The organism is Mesorhizobium sp. M0663, assembly GCF_040320585.1.
Taxonomy (GTDB): Bacteria; Pseudomonadota; Alphaproteobacteria; order Rhizobiales; family Rhizobiaceae; genus Mesorhizobium.
In genome coordinates, this window is the sequence record NZ_JAMYPX010000026.1 from 72,642 (window position 1) to 87,932 (window position 15,291).

Below are 15,291 nucleotides of genomic sequence, written 5' to 3' on the forward strand. Positions count from 1 at the left end.
CCCTAGCTCATGCCGTGAAGGAAGGCGAACGGCTCCCTGCCCGCCGGTGGCCCACCGAAATAGCAAGCCCGCAGGTTCTCGTTCATGCGGCTGCGATAGTCGCGTTGGGTTGCGATCCGGCCGGCGCCCATGAGTTTCTTGGTAACAACGTAGCGGACCGTGGTGGACTTGAGGTCGATAAGGAGCGTGCAGCCTCCGCGATAGCTGGTGCCATCGCGAATGGCTGGGCGCCAGGTCTGAGTGATCTCGACGACAAGATCGGTCTGGCTCTGTCCGTCTGGTCCGACACGGCGTGCCGGTCGTACCGAATGCACCTCGATGCCCCCGATGGTGCCGTCAATTGAGATGCCGTCAGCAAGCGGAATGGTTTTGGGACTGGTCTCTCGAACGAAACCGAGCGCCGTCAGTTGTTCATCCGAGACGTGCTCGCGGGAAACAAGCCAAGCGTGAAAGATCGCTGCGTTATGTTGCGACGCTTCGTAGGCTTTCTCGCGGTCACCGTCCAAGTTCCAGGTGAGTTCCATCTTGCCGAGCACGCTCGCAAGATTGTCAAGGCCCAGCACTGGAGGGTCCCATACCAAGTTGGCGGGGGATAAATGGCGAACGCCAGGTGGCAGAATCCCCCGGTCGCGGAAAGCAGCTGCGAAGGCCGTGCGGTATCCGCGCGGGTCGTCGGGTACCAGGTCGCGGTCGGCGGTTATGAGCGCCCTTAGGTAATCGCCGAAGGTGATGTCTACCGGCGGGCAATAATCGAGCGCCCGGATACACATAGCTAAAACCTGCCCGGCAACCTTGCTAGCCTCGTCGGCCATCCGGTCGGCAAGATCGACCGGAATTTCGCCAGGCGGCAGGATACCGGTGCCACTAGTAGCGAGGCGAACTAGGTCGGCTGTGCGTCCCTGATAGATGGAGAGAAAAGCGGCAAAAACTGCCGAAACCAGCACCGAACCGAGCGCGTGCGGCTCCTTGCTTGGATCATAGTCGCTGCGCATGACCTTGGCGGGATTCCATTTGCCGTGCTTATCAGTTCTGCCAATTGCATCGCGCAGCGCCCCATAATTGCCATTCATGGCCTGGCCGAACTCTACAGCGAGCTGACTCAGCAGACTTTCCTGCGACAGGTCGCCAGCGGTCTTTCGAATTTGATGCTTCAGGGCCTCCGGCAAGTTGAAATGCTGGAACAGCGCGACGATGTCGGCGAACGCCTCATGAAAGGCCAGGACATCCGGATTGGTCGGCTCGCGAAACCGCCGGTGCAGACCATCGAGCAGGGCGTGAGTGGTTTCGTGTGCGATAACATCATGCGACAGTGCTGCGAAGTAGACCCCGTGTGGCAAGCCAAGGCCGGCGCTGTCGCCGGCGGCGGTAAAATAGCCAAGCAGCAGCGCCTTACGATCTGGACTATAGAATGCGTTCGCGGCGCGGATGGCATGCGGATAAATCCGTAGTCGCTGGATGTAGCTGTCCTTCATGCCCCTTATTTCGCCCGGTTGCGGCGCCCATAGGGCAGATCGACCCAGCGCCCGCTCGAAACGCTCGATGGTCCGCATGGCGACTGCGTACGTCATCTGCTGGTGAAATTGTGGATCGCCCTCGGAGGGCGTCAGCCCGTCCTGCATCAAAAGGTAAGGGTGGTTGAGGTCAACCGGCGCATACGCGCAGCGGCTCGCCGGATCGACATCGACCACTTCGATATATTCGCCCACCGGCCCCGGCAGCAGGTCTCTCTCCCATCGTACATCGATTACTGCGCGATTGATCGCTGCGGTGCCCATATCGGTGGCGAGCGACGGATCGACGGCAAAGACTTGCAACCGACGGCGATTTGGCGGCCGGACCACGGGCGCCATCGCCGTATCGAGCCGTTTCCTCGCGATCGCATCGCCGGCCGGCGTTGGGGACGTGACTGGAGCAACGAGGGATACCGGCACTGACGTCCTGCCGCCATTCTTCAGTGCCGTGCAAAGTGCCCTGGAGACACCCGGCTGCGCCATCAACGCGTCGGCAATGTTCAACTTGTCCCTCGGCGTCAGCGAACGCGGATCCACGGTGGGATCAGGGAGTAGGACCTCGACAGCGGCGGACTGCGAGAGTTGAAGAGCCTCGAGTTCCAGCATCCGGCGGCCCTGTGGGGGCACGGCGCCGAAATCGCCGCCGGTGAGAACGTCCAAGAACGGGAAATTGGCACTGTCGGACGGCGCCTTGACCAGGTCGGCAGGCCTCGGCGGTGCGATTCCCAATGCCGCAAAGGCCTTGAGTTCGCCGCGTCCCAGCCTAGCGGCATCCGGGCTGCCGGCAGCGGAACGAAACAAGGCCTGCCGTACCGCTTCTGCGCGCATCCAGTCTTGGCCATAGGCCGCCAGCTTGGCTGCATTCAACTGTATCCAAAGGGCAGCGGCCGCAGCAATTTGCGGCGTGGCCGAAGAGGTGCCGTTCCCATCGAAATCTATGATTTCCGGACAGCCACGTCGGGCCCAGGTGGTATTTGGCGTGCAGGCGGCGAGGGCCGTTCTCATCTTGGATGGCGGTCCGTAATTGCCAGCCATCAGATTTAGCGCCAGGTCGGCGTAGGCCCGGTGGTCCGCCATCACCCCGCAGGCGGCGACGACGCGGCCAAAGCGGGCCGGATAGACAATGTTGCGCGTAGGCAAGTTGGCGTAGTTGTTGCCGGCGGCGGTGACGATGAATACGCCTTGCTCATACAGGGCATTGACCGCCTCGGCCCAAGCCTGGGAGGCGAGCCCGCCCATGCTCATAGTGACGACGTGGACGAAAGTGGCTGGATTGACCGAAAGGCCGTGGACGTAATCCAACGCTTGTGCGATGGCGCTATTGTAGAATAGCAGCACACTGTTGGCGACGCGGATCGGCACTACCTCAACCTCCGGTGCGCCGCCGAGGACAAAGAACGCACCGAATCCCTTGCCCGCGAGCAAGCCAAGTGTGCCGGTGCCGTGGCCTGGATTGGCGAGGCCCCGCTTGTGCCACGTTCGGTAGCATCATCGGACAGGTCTGAGTCGACGAAGTTGTGTTGGAGGGCAAGGTTCATATGTGCGGGGAGAGAATGATGACCAGGGTCGTAGCCTGTATCGAGGTGCGCGACACGTACCCGGCCGGCAGCTGCCGGGCCCGCTTTCGCGATGGCCTCATCGAACTGCGAAAACGCCCGCTTCCGCAACCAAAAGCTGTCGGCATTAGTCGGGTAGGACGTGTCCTGCTTGGCCGCGTTACTGCAGCCTCTAGCTAGCGCGAGGCCCATGGCCTTTTCGTCCCCGGCTAACCAACGCTGCTGCAAATCCGGTTCCGCGAATTCTATGCCGCCAGCCAGACGGAACTCATCCGAGAGTAACTGATGGCAGGCGTCCCAAGGATTGTCGCCGCTATCGTCCGAAGACAGAACGTGCCATGCGACGCCTGCGGCCATTCCTTGGCCTGTTTGAGATCCAATGCTGCGAAATAGCGGCACAGCCTGATATTTCCGCTGCGCTTGGGTCAGTGTCTGTCCGGTAAGGGTGGAGTTCGCCTTAACCAACAGTCGCAGCATTGCCAGCTCCATTCTTTCGGGATGTCTCAATCGCGATCCACAAGTTGGTACGGTCCTGACAGCGGCCGAATTGCAGTTGTTAGACTTCGCTCCTAGCTCGACGCGACGAAGTCCTTCCCCGCGTCGTTCCGGACCCGCTCCTGCGCTATTCGTATTTCCTTGGGCAGTATAAGAAGCCGCGGCACGGAAGCGCCCGCGCCGCCGACCGTCGTCACCTAACCGCGGAAGGTATCGCTTAGACCGCGTGTGAGTTTATTCTGTACTCTCGCTGCCGCTTCGCCCTTAGTCACGGCACCATCCTTGTTGCTGTCCAGACCGTTGTTCTGCTGGTACTGGACCGTCGGCACCCTGAACATCACAAAAGCTTCGGCCTTGCCAACGGCTGCCGGCCAGAGGATCGCCATGTACACGTCGGATAGAGTCTTGAGCCTGCCTCTTTGCGGCTTAAAATACTGCGCCACATAGTCGAGTTGGCCGACTTCGGTCATTGCTGCAAGTTTGCCGGTAGTTGTGCCCAACCCCTTTGCCGTGCTTGGCATGAACTGGATCAACCCTGTCGCGCCGCTCACCTTGTTTACAGTGTTCGAGCGAAAGCGTTCGCCTGTCTCGAAGGCCATACACGCCATCAAAAAGCTCGCGTCACAGCCCAACTCATCACAGATCGTGATCACCTTGTCCTTAAATGCGGCGCTGACTTTCTTTCCGAAGGCTATCTCGGTCATGTTCTCTCCTCCCCATTTCGGCCTTCCCAACAAAGGGCAGCTGCGTTCCTCTCCGCACGAGAAGTGAGTGATTGATCCCGAGGATCTTTCGGACACTGGCCAGTGCCGCCTCATTCACTTCGATATACGCGACGATGTACCACTCGCCGTTTTCTTCCCTTGCCATGCCCATGGGCTCGACCCGCCATTTCAGGGCGCCATGGTGCGGCATGAAGTAGGTTTCCTGGATGCCGCCCACAGCGCTGACCCCTTCGTCGAGAGCGTATTCCATCACCGCGCAGCAGAGCTGTGTCAGCGTGCCCCGCAGTCCGGCAGAGCGCCTGTCAGGAACAACGAAAGTGCGTGTCCACTCGGCCCAATCCGGGCGCCTCGGGACCCCTGAGTTCTCGCACATGTGGGGAAAGACTTCCGACACCATATGCGGTTCGCTGGTCGGGATCAGCCGCGCCGACGTTACCACCCGGTCGTCGTCGATACCCAGGAGATACGTCGCAGCATCGGTATCGAACTGGTCTAGTTCGCGACCATCCGGGCTTGGCGGCCGCCACCGCTTCTGGTGCACAAAAAAATCGTGCCGACGGCGCAGAAATTCGTCGAACTCATTTTCATAGAGATGTCTGTTCTGCGCATTGACGACATGAGCCGTAATCATGGCGCGATCCCCTGACCTTCTCGGGGATAGTTGCAGCCGTCCTAAAGTACGTCACCTGTCCGATCGGACAGTTGACGCGTTTTAGGGATGGATCAAACGTCGCCGCACCGCCTCAACGACAGCTTGCGTTGTGGTGCCGACGGCCAGACGTTTTGCCCGCGACAAAGAGGATTTCGCGGAGTTCATTGCCGAAATTTCTTAGGCAGCGGTAGGAAATGGCAAAAGGTCTGATCTTGCTGTTGAACAGATTTAAAACAAAAGATGGGTGCTGAGACCATCCATACACGGCAGTATTACTCGCAATACTCAAGACATCACTCTTATGGCGACATATGCCTCACTATGTAGCAATTTTTATCCCATTGGATATATCGGGCATTTAGGAGGTAATTCGTGGCGGAGCAACCATCAAATGAATCGAGAATGCAGGCCCGACTGAACGCACTATTGGCAGGTCCTGGGGTGGGGTTGGCCATACTGTATGCAGCCGCGATAGGAGCTTATTTTCTATTTAAAGACCTTCAAACGCGCGACCTGTCTCAGACGAGTTCGCAGATTTTTGCGCTCGGTAGTCTGGCCGTTGTCCTGATTTTGCTTTTTGTGGGCGTTCGAATTGTCAACTCATCTTCAGCCACACAAAAGGACGTCATTCCGGACAAAGACCGAAAGCTCCTGGAAGCGCTTATATCCGATTCAAACGAGAAGGCGATTGATCAATACGTGCGCTTGAGCAGTTTGACGGGAGGAACCGGGCTCGCCACCAAACTGGGACTCACGGGATTGCCGTTGCTAACAGTCGCGCTGACGCTAATTTTCTGCAGTCTTGAGCTCTACAAGCCCGGCACAGGTTTTATGGACCTGACCAAACTGACTTTGGGTGCTTTTATTGGGTCGTTTGTCCAAAGAGTTGCGACCTCACAATCGGCCGGTTCGGCAGGTCGGGTGCCGCCCGTTGCGTAAGAAATATTAGGGAAAGCGGGGTGGCCAAGATGTACTTGCTAGCCATTGCCATTATACTTACCGGTGTAATTGGCGCAAGCAGGGCGTATCTTGGTGTTCATTGGCCGAGTGATGTGCTGGCTGGATGGGCAGCTGGAGCCTTTTGGGTTACCGTTTGTTGGATTTTGAAGATCCTGGTCCGAGGTTCGGAAGAATGACGGCAGGGACGGTCAAGATCTGCAGTTCATCCAGTGGCCGGGCTTTCTGAAGGCCGCGCAATCGACGCCTCAGTTCCATTCGCGGTTCGACAGGACGAGATTTCTCATACGGAGGTTGCTTTGATCCCGTATGTGTTAAATACCGGTTCAGCCTAGGGTATGTCCGCCGAAAGTAGAGGCTCACGCCAACGCAGTTGCCTGCGGTTCATGTACTATAATTTCATCCGCTTGCTTCACTGCGGATGACCCCGGCGATGGCTGCCGGCGTGACCGGCAAGCTTTGGGAAATCGGGGATATCGTCGCGCTGATCGAGGCGAAGGAAGCTGAGAAGCCAACGGCACGCGGTGCGTACGAGAAAGACCATAGGCATGCAACCTGAAACCGAATTGCTTAGCCGACTAGGACTATGTTTGACCATCATGGTTGTTGTCGTTTCTGTATGCGCGACCATTATTGGAGGAATCGCCTTTTGGAAGACTGAGAAGGGAGGCGCTAAGACGTTTAGCCTACTTGTTCAAAGAGCGTCTGCTATTCAGATGGCGACTGTTGTACTCATCATATTGGGCGCCTGTTCACTTCGCATGTTGAACCTAATTTCATCCGAAGCAGTCGTCTCCATCCTTAGCGGGGTTGCCGGATATGTCCTCGGCGGCGTGTCGCGTTCATCGGCGAAGAATGATGTAGCCGACGAAAATTCAAACTGACCACTACCAGGCTTTGCAGTTCTTGTGCTGGGCTCACTGCCGGTCCTGTGACGGTTTCCTTGGGGACCTGCTGTACAGGTAGCTGCTGGTCGTCACGACACACAGCGATGCTGCGACACGGGGTGGTCCATTTATGCGATACCCTTGTGGAGGTCCGGTTTTCGAGCTTACGGAATGCGCGCCTGCAACAGTCTGGCCAGGGTTCCCGTGTCAAAGCTTGCCGTTACGGCATAGTCTCCCTCGATCACCAGGGGGCGTCCCAGCGGGACAACACGAAAATGCAGCTGAACCAGCCGCAGCAGCCAGAGCGGATTCATCTCGATGATGATCGTGTCGATACCACGAGCCAGACCCCATTCGACGATTCCTGGGCGGCAACGGCAATGACACGCTGAATGGCGGCAGGAGCGCAGATGTACTGACCGGCGGGCAAGACGCCGACAGGTTTCTGTTCACAGCGATAACGGACAGCAGCCCGGGCACTGCGGACGTCATCACCGACTTCGTGCGCGACGTGGATATCTTCGACTTCTCAGCCATCGACGCGAACTCGAAGGCAAGGGCGATCAAGCCTTTGCCTTTGCGGGTCATAACTCCAGCACCCTCGCCGACAGCGTGTCGTGGTTTGAAAGCGGTCTTAACACGATTGTTCAAGCCGACGTGAATGGCGATACGACGGCGGACTTCACGATCGTCCGATCGTCCTGGCCGGTGTCAATCATAATTTGGCCGCGTCAGATTTCCTTCTCTAAAGAATATTCAGCGGCCGAGCCGGTGGCCCAAAGACGGTACGCGCTTTGCCTTGGTCGAAAGAAACTTGCGAGCTGGCGGGCCCATATTGCCCCCCACCCGCCTGCCGACAAACTCCCGCGGGGGCACTACCGGCGACCAGACGCTGCTGGCGGCAATCGTAAGCGCTACGCCGCTCCCCTCGTGCGGGGCATGAGGTGAATGTGCGAAGAATCCCCCCGATCGCGAGAGACGTAGGGCCCACATGGGAGTAGACGGCAAAATGGACGTCGATTTGGACGTCCCAACAGCTGGCTACGCAGGCCGGCTCGAGGTTCTGGACGGTCCAACGGGACGGCGGGTTCGCTCGGAGGCCGAGAGAGCCCGGATTGCGGCCGAGAGCCTGGCGGCGTCGCCTTCGTCAGGGACAACTGGCACTGCCAGAAAGCGTGGCGCCGATGTTCGCGCAGTTGATGGTGAACGAACCATCGGCGCCTCAGCGGACGATGAGGCCATCGAAATCGACGCCAGCGAAGGTGGAAATCGTGATCGACGACATGGTGATCCGAACGGCGGTTGACCTCTAGCAGCTGTCGCAGGTGATCCGAGCGGTTCGGGCCTCGCGATGATTGCACCGGGTGCCGATCTGAAGATCTACGTGGCGACCCGGCCGGTTGACTTCCGGCGCGGCATGGACGGATTGGCATTGGCTGTGCAGGAGATGCTAGGCCTCGACCCATACTGTGGGGCAGCCTTCGTCTTCCGCGCCAAAAGGGCTGACAGGATCAAGATTTTGGTGTGGGATCGCATCGGCCTTGTGCTCGTTCACAAACGGCTCGAGGGCTCGAAGTTCGTCTGGCCGGAGGTTCGCGACGGCGTGATGCGCATGTCGCCGGCGATGTTCGCTGCCATGTTCGAAGGGCTGGATTGGAGACTGGTTCGCCCCGAGCGGGCACGGCGTCCGCAGCTTGCCGGATGAGTGTGGCACAGTGACTCAGGTGCCTTGTCTCCAATGGCGTTATCGGAGATCATGTGGTTGATTTAGTGCATGAATCTGACGGTTCTCCAGGAAGAGAACGAGCGTTTGAAGGCGCTCCTCGCCGAGGCGCAGGCAGCTTTGGCAGAGTCCGAGGAGGCGCGCCGCCGCCTGGAGAGCGTCGTCAGCCAGCTCAACCACGAGAAGTTCGGCGCCAAGTCCGAGAAGCTGCATCCCGATCAATACCACCTGCCGCTCGAAGACGTGGAGATCGCGCAGGGCGTGCTCGATGCCGCGCAGGAAAAGGCGCAGCGGGTCATCCGGGGGCGTTCGGACGGCTCGTCCGGTTCGCGCCGCCGCAATCGTGGCCGCTTACCTGCCCATCTGCCGCGGGTGAAGCGGATCATCGAGCCCGAGAGCACGCTGTGCCCGTGCGGCTGCGGCGAGATGGCCAGGATCGGCGAAGATGTCAGCGAGCGGCTCGACGCAATCCCGGCGCAACTGCGCGTTGGGTCACGCGCCGCCCGAGATACGCTTGCCGGCGCTGCTCGGGCGCCGTACGCGCAGGCGCATGCGCCCGAGCATGTGGTGCCCGGCGGCCTTCCGACCGAGGCGCTGATCGCCCAGGTCATTGTCGCCAAGTTCGGCGATCACTTGCCGTTCTACGGCAGGCCGAGATCTACGCCCGCCAGGGCATCCAACTGGATCGCGCGACACTGGGCAATTGGGCTGGCCGGGCCCGCTTCCATCTCAAGCCCATCGCCGACCACATGCGCGGGCTTCTGGCTGCGGCCGAGCGCCTGTTCCTGGACGAGACCACCGCGCCGGTGCTCGATCCCGGACGCGGCAAGGTCAAGAAGGGCTTCTTCTGGGCAATCGCCTCCGATGACCGCGGCCATGGTGGCCAAGGCCCGCCCATCGTGCTGTTCCACTATGCGCCCGGGCGCGGCGGCGAGCATGCCGAACGCTTCCTTCAAGGCTTCGGCGGACAATTCCTGCAGGTTGACGCCTATGAGGGCTATGATCGGCTGACACGCCTGGAGCGGCCACAAGGGCCGTGGCTGCTCGTCCATTGCTGGAGCCACCTGCGCCGACGTTTTCCGCAATCCCATATGCCGGCGTCCCAGGTCAAAATCTATCGCTGTGCCGCCAGCGACCAACCCGCCTGGGCGTGGCACGGCGGCGGGCGTAGTGGGCGCGCCATATCAGCCTTCAAGTTCCCCTGCTTCGCCGCCTAACAAGGCAGCGCACATCCTCCCCGTGTCCCAATTCAGCCGTTGCAACAAAATCTTTTCAAACTCACCAAACGTAAAAAAAACCGCCTCGGTTATACCGAGACTGTTGCGTACTATGACAGACGTGGTTGCGGGCACTGGATTTGAACCTGTGATTTTCAGGTTATGAGACCACGACTACTTGGCCAGGAAGAAGATCGGGTTGAAAGGGAACCTTCCTGTCATCTTTGCATCACCGTCAGTCTGCTCGAGATTGACCGCTCCAAACCGGGAGCACGAGCGGGCTGGGCAAACGTCGCAACAGATCCTTCAAGGAAATTTATAGACTCTTAGCAACTCCGGTTCGCTGTGAATGGTAGGCTTATTGCAACGTCTGAGGTCAGTGGGGTCCAAACCGTGGCGCCGCTTATTCTCCGACCCGCCGAACTGCGTGCAATTTCCGCTAAAGGCAATGGAAAGAAGAGCGCCATCTTGTTTGTTCGACACAGCCATATCGGCTCAAAACAGTATCTTCACGGCCACCGAGATTGTCCGGTCGGTGGACAATCAACCATATAATTCGGTTCGAAAGCCGCAACATCTGTGGAGAACGCGAAATGACAAATTCAGTAGGACGAGTGCCCAGGCTTTCCAAGTGGCTTGGTCCTGACCAATGCTGACACTGGTCAGTCGCCTTCGGACGGCAGCGCATCTAGATCGCCTTCGAATCCTAGGCCTTTGCGCGCATGCGGACCTAACTGTCTGCCAGCTAGCGGAGATTCTGGGTCTGCGTCGTGAGCACGTTGTACGACACGTCCGGCTGCTGGCCAGAGCCGACTTTCTTTACTGCAACGAACAACGTCCGTGGTGCTCGTACCATCTCAAAGCAGGAGGTAAGGACGGCGGGCTGGTTCAACTGTTGGTTGATCTCCTGCCCCACGGCGATGGCTATCACAAACGAGACCTTCAACGGCTCGAAGCCACACAAGACGCGCCGTCGAAGGGGATCGCATGCTTGACCGTGAAATAGATCAGTCCAATTGGAGCGCGAAACCACCATGGACAACTCCGCCGACGGCGCCATCGCGCCGCGCGACACTTACGGACGGTCTCGATTGGCCGCGGTTGATTGCCGCGTTCACGAACTGCTTCTGAGACAGGAGCGGCAGGAGCGGACGACCCTTAAGCTCATCGCCTCAGAGAACTTTGCGTCCTCGGCCGTGCTGGAAGCGAACGGCTCGATTTTCACGAACAAGTACGCCGAGGGGTACCCCGGTGCGCGCTACTACGCTGGAAATGAGATCGTTGATGAGCTTGAGAATCTAGCCATTGAGCGCTTGAAAACACTATTTGGCAGCGAGCATGCCAACGTCCAGCCTTATTCCGGCTCGCCGGCCAACCAGGCTGTCTATCGTGCGCTTTTGAGCCCCGGTGACAAAGTGATGGGCTTGCCCCTCCCGGAAGGGGGCCATCTGACTCATGGTTGGGCCATCAACTTTTCCGGAACTGACTATCAACGCGTCCCCTATGGACTAGATGAAAAGACACAGCAGATTGACTATGACCGCTTGCGCGAGACAGCCAAGCGGGAACGGCCGCGGCTCATTTGGGTCGGCGGAACTGCTTACCCGCGTGTCTTTGACTACGCGGCAATGGCAGAAATCGCCCTGGAAGCGAACTCCTATCTCGTAGCCGACATTGCGCACATCAGCGGACTGATTGCCGCGGGAGCGCACCCGAATCCCGTGCGCCATTGCGACGTGGTCAGCAGCACCTCCCACAAATCGATCCGCGGTCCCCGCGGTGGTTTCATTTTGTCCAGGAACGAAGATCGCTATCAGGCCCTGTATCATACAAAGAGCAAATACAATCTCTCCAGACGAATAGACCGGGCGGTCTTTCCTCACCTGCAAGGCGGGCCTCATATGAATGCCATCGCTGCGCTAGCAGTTGCCTTGCACGAAGCCGCGAACCCGTCCTTCCGAAGCTACGGCCAACAGACCGTCAAGAATGCCAAGGCTCTTGCACAGGCACTGATCGAGCGAGGGTATGACCTGGTTACCGGGGGGACGGACAATCACATGCTGATCCTTGATCTGCGCGATCGACCACTATCGGGCAAGGCCTATGCCGAGCGGCTAGCAAAGGCAGGCATCATCACAAACTTTAATATGGTGCCTGGCGACCCGCGGGATCCGGCGGTCACAAGCGGAATTCGCCTGGGGTCGCCAGCAGTGACGTCAATGGGCATGCGCGATGTGGAAATGGTGCAAATTGCTGGCTTCATTGACTGCGTCCTCCGGCGGCCTGATGACGAAGATCTCCATGCCTGCGTGCGAAGAGACGTTGCCGATTTGTGCGCTGCGTTCGAGGTCCCGGGCATCACCAACAGGTAAGGTGGGCTAAGCAAAATGCACCATACAACTCCAACACCCGAAACGAGGCATTTCATGGCTAGGCAGTTCGTGTTCTCTTCCGAATCGGTTGGCGCGGGACACCCGGATAAGTTGGCCGACAACATCTCGGATGCCATCCTCGACGCCATCCTCCGCACCGATCCCAAGGCACGCGTCGCCTGTGAAGCGTTGGTAAAATCGGGGATAGTCGTTGTGGCTGGCGAGATTACTAGCGATGCGCGGGTGGATTATAGCCAAGTTGCGCGCGATACGATTATCGATATTGGATACGACGATGAGGCTGTCGGCTTTGACGGCCGGCGTTGCTCCGTCGTTCATGCACTCACCGAGCAGTCGCCCGACATTAGCCAGGGCGTTGACGAGGGACGAGGGCAGGACCTCCAGCAGGGAGCGGGAGATCAGGGCCTCATGTTCGGCTACGCATGCCGCGAAACCGATACCCTGATGCCTTTGCCGATCCAGCTCGCGCATCGCTTGACGAAACGACAGGCAGATGTCCGGAAAGCACGACAGCTTGGCTGGTTGCGTCCTGATATGAAATCCCAAGTCTCAGTGCGCTATGAGGGGTTGCGCCCGGTCGCCCTTGATACCATCGTCGTATCGACCCAACATGACGAGCAGGTCTCGCAAGAGACGGTCCGCGAGGGCGTCATTGAGGAAATCATAAAGCCTGTCCTGCCGACCCACCTGGAGACGGAAGGCATCAGAATTCTGGTCAACCCGACGGGGAGGTTCGTAGTCGGCGGGCCGCGCGGCGACTGCGGTCTCACTGGACGCAAGATCATCGTCGATTCCTATGGTGGGATGGGTCGTCACGGCGGCGGCGCCTTTTCGGGCAAGGACCCGTCCAAGGTTGACCGCTCAGCTGCCTATGCGGCCCGGTATGTCGCAAAGAATATCGTCGCTAGCGGACTTGCGGACGTCTGCGAGGTGCAGCTTGCTTACGCAATCGGCGTGGCCAGTCCGGTTTCTGTCATGGTCAACACGTTCGGAACAGCGAGGGTCGAGGAAAGAAGGATCGAGCGCCTCATTCTTGAGTTGTTCGATCTCAGACCGAAGGGCATTATCAAGATGCTTGATCTCTTACGCCCTATATACCGCAAGACCGCGACCTATGGCCATTTCGGCCGTGAAGAGCCTGATTTCACCTGGGAGAAGACAGACAGGGCCGACGAATTGCGTCGCGAGGCAGGACTCGCCGCCCCGTGAAGGCCGACGCCGAACGGATTGGCAAGCGCAAAGCCCATTCCCACTGGCCAGACCCGCCCGCGCCCGGCGTGGCAGAAAGCCGGTGGGTTTTTGGCGGAGACATGAATTGATGCCGGACTATGACGTGCTTTGTATCGGAAATGCCATCGTCGACATCATCGCCCAGTGTGACGAGGCGTTCCTGGAGACCAACGGCATCATCAAAGGCGCGATGAATTTGATCGACACGAGGCGCGCCGAACTGCTCTACAGCCGCATGGGCCCGGCCATCGAAGCCTCGGGCGGCAGCGCCGGCAACACGGCGGCGGGCGTCGCCTCCTTCGGCGGCCGCGCCGCTTTCTTCGGCAAGGTCTCCAACGACGCGCTCGGCGAAATCTACGCGCATGACATCCATGCCCAGGGCGTCGCCTTCGACACCAGGCCGCTTAACGGCGAACCGCCGACAGCGCGCTCGATGATCTTCGTCACGCCGGACGGCGAGCGCTCGATGAACACCTATCTCGGCGCCTGCGTCGAGCTCGGCCCGGAGGACGTCGAGGCCGACAAGGCGTCGGGCGCCGCGGTCACCTATTTCGAGGGCTATCTGTGGGACCCGCCGCGCGCCAAGGAGGCGATCAGGCAGACGGCTAAGCTCGCCCACGCCGCCGGGCGCGAAGTGTCGATGACATTGTCGGACTCGTTCTGCGTCGATCGCTACCGCGACGAATTCCTCGATCTGATGCGCTCCGGCACCGTCGATATCGTCTTTGCCAACAGCCACGAGATCAAGTCGCTCTACCAGACCGCGTCTTTCGACGAGGCGCTGGCCCAGATCCGCAAGGATTGCAAGATCGCCGCCGTTACCCGCTCGGAAAAGGGCTCGGTGATCGTGCGCGGCGACGAGACCGTGACCATCAATGCGACCAGGATCCGCGAGCTGGTCGACACCACCGGCGCCGGCGACCTCTACGCCGCCGGCTTCCTCTACGGCTACACGCAAGGCCGCAGCCTGAAGCAGTGCGGCGATCTCGGCTCGCTGGCAGCCGGCCTGGTCATTCAGCAGATCGGCCCAAGGCCACGCCAGAATTTGCGCAGAGACGCCGAGCAGGCGGGGCTGCTGTAGGTGGCGAGCCAAGAACCAGCTGCCCACCCTCCTTAATCCAGCCCGAGCCTTTTCTTCAGTTCCGCATTCTCCTTGCGGAGACGATCGGCAAGCAGGCTCTTTAGCCGCTTGTTTTCTTCCTCGAGCGCGACGAGATCCTTCAGCCCGTCACTGTCCGCCGCAGGCGCCGCCGCCTTCTTCCAAAGATAGTATGTCTGTTCCGAGATGCCGGCTTGCTTCACCGCGCTCTTGAGAGTAGCGCCGCCGCCGATCGAGGTCTCGATCTGCGCCAGCTTCTGGGCACGATCCTTCGCGGAGTAGCTCTTTCGGCCCGTTCGCGCTGACGGCGGTGCTTCAGTGGTCGCGGATATCGGCTTGGCAGGCGCGCTCGCCTCAGCTTCTGGCTTCCTCGACCGCCGCGCTCTCGTCTTCGGTTTTGGCGTTTCCGTTTTGTCTGCCGGTTCGCTATGAACTACTGCTGACTCGGTCTCCAGGGGATTGGCCATGAAATGCTCCACTCGCGGTTTGTGCAAAGGTTCAGCATCAAGGGCCACTACAGTAGAGTCAACAAGCTGACGATTTAACGGCTCGACTTCCTTTCTTGTCTCGGCCATCGCCGCGGCGATGTCGAAATTGCCCCAGATGGAACGTGCGGATTTTTGATAATTGCGCTTTTGTTTGATTTCCACGGTGAATGGTCGCGTCTGCCGCCTCATAGTTCCTTCCTGAATAGGAGAATGAAGTCGCCGCTCGAATTTTTTGGCGCTTCCTGCTTAGCGCGGAGCGTAAGCGCTATTTTCGCTGCACGTTGACGCGAGCGCTTTCGACGGATGGCCTTCGAATCGGGAACGGTATCTGGTCTGATCAGGCTGCTGTTGCTTTGGC

General features: G+C 59.4%; 14 protein-coding genes and 2 pseudogenes. 11 read left to right on the forward strand and 5 right to left on the reverse strand.

Going from position 1 to position 15,291, the window contains the following annotated elements; all coding sequences use genetic code 11:
- Positions 1-2: 2 nt before the first annotated feature.
- From NKI54_RS29240 to NKI54_RS29255, 4 genes are all read right to left on the reverse strand, one after another.
- Positions 3-2,936 (reverse strand): S8 family serine peptidase, encoded by a 2,934-nt coding sequence (locus tag NKI54_RS29240; protein ID WP_352693113.1) that lies wholly within the window; start codon positions 2,934-2,936, stop codon positions 3-5.
- The gene (locus tag NKI54_RS29245; protein ID WP_352693114.1) at positions 2,873-3,544 is read right to left on the reverse strand and encodes a hypothetical protein; all 672 of its coding nucleotides are present in this window, start codon (positions 3,542-3,544) and stop codon (positions 2,873-2,875) included. Before NKI54_RS29245 ends, NKI54_RS29240 begins: the two co-directional genes overlap by 64 nt.
- Before the next feature lie 215 nt (positions 3,545-3,759).
- Positions 3,760-4,266, reverse strand: a complete 507-nt coding sequence (locus tag NKI54_RS29250) for a lysozyme family protein (RefSeq protein WP_352549327.1) — start codon at positions 4,264-4,266, stop codon at positions 3,760-3,762.
- Positions 4,223-4,918 (reverse strand): acyl-homoserine-lactone synthase, encoded by a 696-nt coding sequence (locus NKI54_RS29255; RefSeq protein WP_352549329.1) that lies wholly within the window; start codon positions 4,916-4,918, stop codon positions 4,223-4,225. Before NKI54_RS29255 ends, NKI54_RS29250 begins: the two co-directional genes overlap by 44 nt.
- 393 nt (positions 4,919-5,311) lie before the next feature.
- Here NKI54_RS29255 and NKI54_RS29260 point away from each other — a divergent pair, with 393 nt between their 5' ends.
- The 11 genes and pseudogenes from NKI54_RS29260 to NKI54_RS29310 all read left to right on the forward strand — a co-directional run bounded on the left by NKI54_RS29260 (position 5,312) and on the right by NKI54_RS29310 (position 14,427).
- Positions 5,312-5,878, forward strand: coding sequence for a hypothetical protein (locus tag NKI54_RS29260; protein WP_352549331.1), 567 nt, complete (start codon positions 5,312-5,314; stop codon positions 5,876-5,878).
- A 29-nt stretch (positions 5,879-5,907) separates the two neighbouring features.
- Positions 5,908-6,075: a phosphatase PAP2 family protein gene (locus NKI54_RS29265; RefSeq protein WP_352693130.1), complete on the forward strand. Its 168-nt coding sequence runs from the start codon at positions 5,908-5,910 to the stop codon at positions 6,073-6,075.
- A gap of 169 nt (positions 6,076-6,244) precedes the next feature.
- A pseudogene (locus NKI54_RS36570) lies at positions 6,245-6,455 on the forward strand (IS1 family transposase); the annotation flags it as partial.
- A 31-nt stretch (positions 6,456-6,486) separates the two neighbouring features.
- Positions 6,487-6,780 (forward strand): hypothetical protein, encoded by a 294-nt coding sequence (locus NKI54_RS29275; RefSeq protein WP_352549333.1) that lies wholly within the window; start codon positions 6,487-6,489, stop codon positions 6,778-6,780.
- Positions 6,781-7,171: 391 nt separating this feature from the next.
- Positions 7,172-7,444 carry a M10 family metallopeptidase C-terminal domain-containing protein gene (locus tag NKI54_RS29280; RefSeq protein ID WP_352693132.1) on the forward strand — a complete coding sequence of 91 codons (273 nt, stop codon included), beginning with the start codon at positions 7,172-7,174 and terminating at the stop codon, positions 7,442-7,444.
- A gap of 690 nt (positions 7,445-8,134) precedes the next feature.
- On the forward strand, positions 8,135-8,488 hold the full coding sequence (gene tnpB / locus NKI54_RS29285; protein ID WP_352693118.1) for an IS66 family insertion sequence element accessory protein TnpB: 354 nt from the start codon (positions 8,135-8,137) through the stop codon (positions 8,486-8,488).
- Between the two features lie 69 nt (positions 8,489-8,557).
- Positions 8,558-8,953, forward strand: a pseudogene (locus NKI54_RS29290) (transposase domain-containing protein); the annotation flags it as partial.
- Positions 8,917-9,723, forward strand: a complete 807-nt coding sequence (locus tag NKI54_RS29295) for an IS66 family transposase (protein WP_352693134.1) — start codon at positions 8,917-8,919, stop codon at positions 9,721-9,723. The pseudogene NKI54_RS29290 and the gene NKI54_RS29295, both read left to right, overlap by 37 nt.
- A gap of 1,034 nt (positions 9,724-10,757) precedes the next feature.
- Positions 10,758-12,095, forward strand: a complete 1,338-nt coding sequence (gene glyA, locus NKI54_RS29300) for a serine hydroxymethyltransferase (protein WP_352693120.1) — start codon at positions 10,758-10,760, stop codon at positions 12,093-12,095.
- A gap of 54 nt (positions 12,096-12,149) precedes the next feature.
- On the forward strand, positions 12,150-13,325 hold the full coding sequence (metK, locus tag NKI54_RS29305; RefSeq protein WP_352693122.1) for a methionine adenosyltransferase: 1,176 nt from the start codon (positions 12,150-12,152) through the stop codon (positions 13,323-13,325).
- A 109-nt stretch (positions 13,326-13,434) separates the two neighbouring features.
- Positions 13,435-14,427: an adenosine kinase gene (locus NKI54_RS29310; protein ID WP_352693124.1), complete on the forward strand. Its 993-nt coding sequence runs from the start codon at positions 13,435-13,437 to the stop codon at positions 14,425-14,427.
- Positions 14,428-14,459: 32 nt separating this feature from the next.
- Here the strand turns inward: NKI54_RS29310 and NKI54_RS29315 are convergent, their stop codons facing one another.
- Positions 14,460-15,122 carry a transposase gene (locus tag NKI54_RS29315; RefSeq protein WP_352693126.1) on the reverse strand — a complete coding sequence of 221 codons (663 nt, stop codon included), beginning with the start codon at positions 15,120-15,122 and terminating at the stop codon, positions 14,460-14,462.
- Positions 15,123-15,291 lie beyond the last annotated feature (169 nt).